Consider the following 6,187-nt stretch of genomic DNA (forward strand, 5'->3'; position numbering starts at 1 on the left):
CCGTCGACGTGGGCCCCGAGGGCGGGCGGTCCGACGGTCGCGAGCCGGACGCACGCGGTGCGCTGCCCTGGCAGCGGGCGCGGGTGCCGGCCCACGAGCCCGGCACCCCGGTGCCGGCGGCGCCCGACCGACCACCGTCCCGAGGGCTCGACCTCCTCGCCTGACACCCACCCGACCGTCCCCCAGCACCCCGGAGGAAGCATGTCCATCGACGTCTCGTCGTTCGGCGCGGCACGTGCCGCGACCGGCACCGGCACCGCCGGCTCCAGCACCGCCGGCAACGGTGAGCTGGACAAGCAGGCGTTCCTCGACCTGCTGGTCGCGCAGCTGCGCAACCAGGACCCGAGCAGCCCCATGGACTCGTCGCAGCTCATGGCGCAGACCACCCAGCTCACCACCATGGAGAAGCTCGTCGAGCTCTCCGACACCTCGCGCGAGTCCTTCGCGCTCCAGATGCGCATGGCTGCCGCCTCCCTGGTGGGGCAGCAGGTCACCTGGGCCGACGCCGACGGCGGCGGTCACACCGGCACGGTCTCCGGCGTCTCCTACGCCGGCTCCGTGCCCACAGTGACGGTGGGCGACCAGACCGTCGCGCTCGACGCCGTCTCGTCCGTCACCAAGCCCACCCCCGCCTGACGTTCTCGAAGGGAACCTGACATGCTCCGCTCGCTCTTCTCCGGCATCAGTGGCCTCCGCAGCCACCAGACCATGCTCGACGTCACCGGCAACAACATCGCCAACGTCAACACCACCGGCTTCAAGTCGTCGCAGACCCAGTTCCAGGACACGCTCAGCCAGGTCCTGCAGAACGCGGGCGGCGCCCAGGCGGGCACGGGCGGCACCAACCCGGCGCAGGTCGGCCTGGGTGTGCGCGTCGCGGGCATCACCACCAACTTCACGCAGGGGGCGTCCCAGATCACCGGGCGCAGCACCGACATGATGATCCAGGGCGACGGGTTCTTCATCGTCCGCAAGGGCGCCGAGACGTACTACACGCGCGCCGGCTCGTTCGACTTCGACGCGACGGGCCAGATGGTGCTCCCCGGCGAGGGTGCGCTGGTGCAGGGCTGGGCCGCGGTCAACGGTGTCGTCGACACCAACGGCCCGCTCTCCGACCTGCGGGTCCCGGCGGGCGCGATCATGCCCGCGGTCGCGACGACGTCGGCCACCTACGAGGGCAACCTCGACGCGGACGCCGCGGTCGGCACCGTCCTGGAGCGCACGGTGGGCGTGTTCGACGCGGTCGGCAACGAGCGCGAGCTGGCCCTCACGTTCACCAAGTCCGCCACCGGCTGGTCCCTGTCCGCCACGGACGGCACCGCGACGGCCACGCCGGGCGCCCTGACGTTCGCGGCCGACGGCTCGCTGACCACGCCCACCACCCTCACGGTCGGCGGCGTCGCGGTCGACATCTCCGGCCTGTCCGGGTTCGCAGGGCTGGACACCGTCAAGGCGAAGACGCAGGACGGGCAGGCCGCCGGCACGTTGCAGAGCTTCGCGCTCGGCGCCGACGGCACCATCACCGGCTCGTTCAGCAACGGACTCAAGCAGACGATCGGCCGCCTGGCGCTCGGCTCGTTCACCAACCCGTCGGGTCTGGAGAAGGCCGGCGGCTCGCTGTTCCGCACGTCGGTGAACTCCGGTGACCCGCAGGTCGGCGCCGCCGGCACGGGCGGCCGCGGGTCGCTGGCCGGTGGGTCGCTCGAGATGTCGAACGTCGACCTGTCCGCCGAGTTCACCTCGCTGATCATCGCGCAGCGCGGGTTCCAGGCGAACTCGCGGGTCATCACCACCTCCGACGAGGTGCTGCAGGAGCTCGTCAACCTCAAGCGCTGACGGTTCGTCCGGGGAGGGGCAGGCTCATGCAGGGGATCGCCGCGATCGCGCAGCGCATGGCGCAGATCCAGGCACTCGTGGCACCGCCGGTGGTGGTCCGCGCGACCACCGCCGCTGGCGCGACGACGGGCACGTCGTTCGCCGACGCGCTCGCCCAGGAGGTCGCCCGCACGACACCGGTGCCGACCGCGGCCCGGCTCAACGGCGACGGCGTCCCGGCCGAGCTCGCCGCGTACGGCAACGGGAAGATCCCCGCGTCGGCCCTGCAGGAGGTCGGCTCCACGGGCCACCGGCTCTGGGCACCCGCCGCGCAGGCGCTCACCGGCCTGATCTCCGCAGCGGCGGCCGACGGGGTGACCGTCGGCATCTCCGACTCGTACCGCTCGTACGCGGGGCAGGTCGACGTCGCGCAGCGCAAGGGTCTGTACAGCGAGGGCGGTCTCGCGGCCGCGCCGGGCACCAGCGACCACGGCTGGGGGATGGCCGTCGACCTCGACCTCGGCTCCGTCGCGCAGGCGTGGATGCGGGCGCACGGGGCGGAGCACGGCTTCGTCGAGGACACCCCGCGCGAGCCGTGGCACTGGGCCTACACCCCGTAGGTGTCCGACAGCCGTCGGAGAAGACTCCTCAGATCCCCGCGGTGCCGGTCGATCGGAAGGTCATGCGGGCCCACGGACGGGACCGAGCAGCGGCATCAGCGGCTGCAGGAGCAGGTGACCAGGGACGGGTATCGCCGTGATTGTCGTGACGCGCCTTGCCGGAGGGCAGTTCGGGGTGAACCCCGACCTCATCCAGCGCATCGACAGCGCGCCGGACACGATCCTCACCCTCATCGACGGCACCAAGTACATCGTCGCCGAGTCGATGCCCGAGGTCATCGACCGCATCCAGGAACAGCGCGCGCAGATCCTCGCCCGCGCCCAGGAGATCCAGGTCCAGCCGCGCATGGAGCTGGTGCCGGATCTTCCGTCCGAGCCCGACGACGACGAGCCCGCCCCGGGCGGCACGTTCGCGCCGCCCGTCCCCTTCCGACCGAGGAGCGGCTGATGGACCCCGCCGGCCTGATCGGCATCGGCATCGCGTTCGCTGCCATCTTCGGGGCGCTGTTCCTCGAGGGTGCGGACCCGATGTCGATCTTCCTGCCCGCCCCCCTGCTGCTCGTCTGGGTGGGGACCGTCGGCGTCGGCATCGCCGGGCACACCATCAAGGACGTCGTCGGGTCGTTCGCCGCCGTGCCGCGCGCGCTGCGCAGCAAGGCACCGGACCCGGCCGCCACCGTGGACACCGTGGTCGAGCTGGCCGACCGCGCGCGACGCGAGGGTCTGCTCGCCCTGGAGGACGCGACGCGCACGATCGACGACCCGTTCCTGCGCGGCGGCCTGCAGGCGGCGATCGACGGCACCGATCCGGACGACCTGCGCACGATCCTCGAGGACAAGATCTCGACCAAGCGGACGCGGGACCGGGTGCACGCCAAGTACTTCGTGGACATGGGCGGGTACGCGCCCACCATCGGGATCATCGGCACGGTCATCTCGCTGGTGCACGTGCTGGAGAACCTGTCCAAGCCGGCCGAGCTGGGGCACTCCATCGCCGCCGCCTTCGTCGCGACGCTCTGGGGGATCCTGTCCGCGAACGTCGTCTGGCTCCCGCTCGGGGCGCGGATCCGCCGCATCTCCGACCTGGAGTGCGCCCAGATGGAGGTCACGCTCGAGGGCCTGCTCGCCGTGCAGGCGGGTGCGAACCCGCGCCTGGTCGGCGAGCGGCTGCGCAGCCTGCTGCCCGAGGACTCGCCCGCCAAGTCCGCCAAGGCCGCCGCGTGAGTGCCACCACCGCCCATCGGGGCCGGTCGAGGCGCGGTGGCGGCCACGAGGAGGAGCACGTCAACCACGAGCGCTGGCTGATCAGCTACTCGGACATGATCACCGTGCTGATGGCCCTGTTCATCGTCCTGTTCGCCATCAGCCAGGTGGACCAGGACAAGTACGTCGCCCTGCGGGACAGCCTCTCCGCGGGCTTCCAGGACACGACGACGTCCCCGTCGGTGCTCGACGGCAGCGCGGGCACCATGGACGGCACGAGCATCGTCCCGGAGACCAGCCCTGCCGCCGGCACCGCCGGCATGGTGAGCGCCGACAACGGCCTCGGGATGCAGGGCGCCGAGCCCGTGCCGCAGCCGACCACGACCGCGTCGGTGGACCCCGCGGTGCTGGCGGCGGCCGAGAAGGAGGCCGCCCACCTGCAGGAGCTGCAGGCGACGATCGCCGCGAACCTGGCGGCCAACGGGCTCGACGGCACCGTCCGGTTCCGGATCGACGAGCGCGGGCTGGTGCTCGGCCTGGTCGCCGACGACGTCTTCTTCGCCGCCGCGAGCGCCGAGATGACGGAGACCGCCCGCCGGGTGCTGGACGTGGCGGCGCCGTCGCTGGTGGGCCTCGGGGAGCAGATCTCCGTCGAGGGCCACGCCAACGTGATCCCGGTGTCCGGCCGCTACGCCACCAACTGGGAGCTCTCGACCGACCGCGCGACCCAGGTGCTGCGGCACCTCGTCGAGCGCGACGGCATGCCCGGCGGCCGGATCATGGCGATCGGCTTCGGCGACACCCGCCCGCTCGTCGCCGACGGGTCGGCCGAGGCCCTCGTGCAGAACCGCCGCGTCGACCTCGTCATCCTGAGCGCCGCACCCGAGCAGGTGCGCGCGCTCATCCCCGCCCTGACCGCGAAGGGATAGCGCCATGCCCATCGAGCAGCGAGTGGTCTCCGGAGCCAAGATCGGCGGCAACAAGATCGGCGGAGGGTCGGCCTCGTCGACCCCCGCGGTCCAGGCCGAGGCGCCCGCGAAGAAGTCCAGGAAGAAGCTCCTCCTCGTCGTCGGCGCCGTGGTGCTGCTGGCCGGGGGTGCCGCCGCGTACCTCCTGCTGGGCAAGGGCGGCGGCGGCGAGCCTGCCGCCGAGCCGGCGCCGGTGCCGGGTGCTGTCCTCACGGTGGAGCCGGTGAGCCTCAACCTGGCCGAGGGCCACTACCTGCGCCTCGGCCTCGCGCTGCAGCTCACGGAGGAGGCCGGCGAGGAGGCCCCGGACACCGCGCGGGCACTCGACCTGGCCATCGCCCTGTTCTCGGGCCGCACCGTCGCCGAGGTCTCCGACCCGGCGACGCGCGACGCCCTGACCGCCGAGCTGGCGCACCAGCTCGCCGAGGCCTACGAGGGCGAGGTGATGGACGTCTACCTGACGAACTACGTCACGCAGTAGGCCGGCACAGCCGGCAACCCGGGGCGCCATGGAGGGCGCCACACCGCTCCGCACAGCACCACATCCCGACCCAGGACGGGTCGGTGCGGAGAAGATCCAGCGACAACCGCTCACAAGCTGTGCGCGCCCGCCGATGGGCAGCACGTGACGGTCCAGGACACGATGCCCGCGCGCTCGGCGACAGCTTCTGCGTCGGCCGTGCGCCGCAGTCGCGCCGCAGAGCCCGAGCCCTACGACTTCCGTCGTCCGCTCACGCTCCCGCGAGAGCACGCCCGGCACCTGGAGATGGCGTTCGAGCGGTTCGGCCGGCAGTTCGGCAACCAGCTCACCGCCCGCCTGCGCACCCTGACCCACCTCACGCTTGACCAGCTGTCGCTGAGCACGTACGACGAGTACGTCAACCGCCTGCCGACGCCCACCGCGATGGTGCTCTGCACGATCACCCAGACCCGGCAGACGGCGATGCTCCAGCTCCCGGTCGCCGCGACGATGGTGTGGATCGACTACCTGTTCGGCGGCGACGGGCGCGGCGACGACCGGGAGGGCCGCGAGCTCACCGAGATCGAGCTCACGCTCGTGCGGGACCTGCTCCAGCACTCGCTCAGCGACCTCGAGTACGCGTTCGCCGGGTTGGCGCCGCTGGGGGTGACCGTGCGCGGCGTGCAGTACAACCCGCAGTTCGTGCAGGCCGCCGGGGCCTCCGACACGGTCCTCGTCGCGTCCTTCACCCTGCGCCTCGGCGAGCGCGAGGACGCCCTGACCCTCATGCTCCCGGCCGACACCATGCTCGCCACCCTGCGCGCCGCGGACGGCCCCGTCGCCCGCTCCGAGGACGAGCGCCGGGCCGCCGCGCTCGCCCACGTCGACCTCGAGCGCGCCGTGCAGGACGTGCCCGTCGAGGTCGCCGTCCGCTTCCGCCCCGTGGTCATCCACCCGCGCGACGTCGTCCACCTCGCGGTGGGGGACGTGCTGCCCCTGTCCCACCCGTCGACCGAGCCGCTGGACGTGGTCGTCGACGGGGTCGTGCTCGCCCAGGCCGCCGCCGGCAGCCACGGGTCCCGGCTCGCCTGCCGCGTCGTCACCGTCGAGGAGAACCCCGC

At 72.7% G+C, this 6,187-nt stretch carries 8 protein-coding genes; all 8 read left to right on the forward strand.

The features are described 5' to 3' along the window. The first annotated feature begins 201 nt into the window (after positions 1–201). Positions 202–636 (forward strand): flagellar hook assembly protein FlgD, encoded by a 435-nt coding sequence (locus AC1DUQ_RS15575; protein ID WP_477060044.1) that lies wholly within the window; start codon positions 202–204, stop codon positions 634–636. A gap of 21 nt (positions 637–657) precedes the next feature. Continuing rightward, positions 658–1,836, forward strand: a complete 1,179-nt coding sequence (locus AC1DUQ_RS15580) for a flagellar hook protein FlgE (protein WP_477060045.1) — start codon at positions 658–660, stop codon at positions 1,834–1,836. A gap of 26 nt (positions 1,837–1,862) precedes the next feature. After that, entirely contained in the window at positions 1,863–2,435 is a 573-nt protein-coding gene (locus tag AC1DUQ_RS15585; RefSeq protein WP_477060046.1) for a M15 family metallopeptidase, read from the forward strand. Positions 2,436–2,580: 145 nt separating this feature from the next. Next, the gene (locus AC1DUQ_RS15590) at positions 2,581–2,883 is read left to right on the forward strand and encodes a flagellar FlbD family protein (protein ID WP_477060047.1); all 303 of its coding nucleotides are present in this window, start codon (positions 2,581–2,583) and stop codon (positions 2,881–2,883) included. Beyond that, positions 2,883–3,659 carry a motility protein A gene (locus AC1DUQ_RS15595; RefSeq protein ID WP_477060048.1) on the forward strand — a complete coding sequence of 259 codons (777 nt, stop codon included), beginning with the start codon at positions 2,883–2,885 and terminating at the stop codon, positions 3,657–3,659. Before AC1DUQ_RS15590 ends, AC1DUQ_RS15595 begins: the two co-directional genes overlap by 1 nt. Beyond that, entirely contained in the window at positions 3,656–4,567 is a 912-nt protein-coding gene (locus AC1DUQ_RS15600) for an OmpA/MotB family protein (RefSeq protein ID WP_477060049.1), read from the forward strand. Before AC1DUQ_RS15595 ends, AC1DUQ_RS15600 begins: the two co-directional genes overlap by 4 nt. 4 nt (positions 4,568–4,571) lie before the next feature. Further along, on the forward strand, positions 4,572–5,087 hold the full coding sequence (locus tag AC1DUQ_RS15605; protein WP_477074095.1) for a flagellar basal body-associated FliL family protein: 516 nt from the start codon (positions 4,572–4,574) through the stop codon (positions 5,085–5,087). Between the two features lie 144 nt (positions 5,088–5,231). Next, a partial coding sequence (locus AC1DUQ_RS15610) for a flagellar motor switch protein FliM (RefSeq protein ID WP_477060051.1) occupies positions 5,232–6,187 on the forward strand: 956 nt, incomplete at its 3' end.

The sequence above is a fragment of the Cellulomonas sp. P4_B5_2 genome, from assembly GCF_056402235.1.

Excerpts from the sequence above, each read along its gene's own strand:
- AC1DUQ_RS15575 (WP_477060044.1), top strand. The coding sequence starts at position 202 with ATGTCCATCGACGTCTCGTCGTTCGGCGCGGCACGTGCCGCGACCGGC.
- AC1DUQ_RS15580 (WP_477060045.1), top strand. The coding sequence starts at position 658 with ATGCTCCGCTCGCTCTTCTCCGGCATCAGTGGCCTCCGCAGCCACCAG.
- AC1DUQ_RS15585 (WP_477060046.1), top strand. The coding sequence starts at position 1,863 with ATGCAGGGGATCGCCGCGATCGCGCAGCGCATGGCGCAGATCCAGGCA.
- AC1DUQ_RS15595 (WP_477060048.1), top strand. The coding sequence starts at position 2,883 with ATGGACCCCGCCGGCCTGATCGGCATCGGCATCGCGTTCGCTGCCATC.
- AC1DUQ_RS15605 (WP_477074095.1), top strand. The coding sequence starts at position 4,572 with ATGCCCATCGAGCAGCGAGTGGTCTCCGGAGCCAAGATCGGCGGCAAC.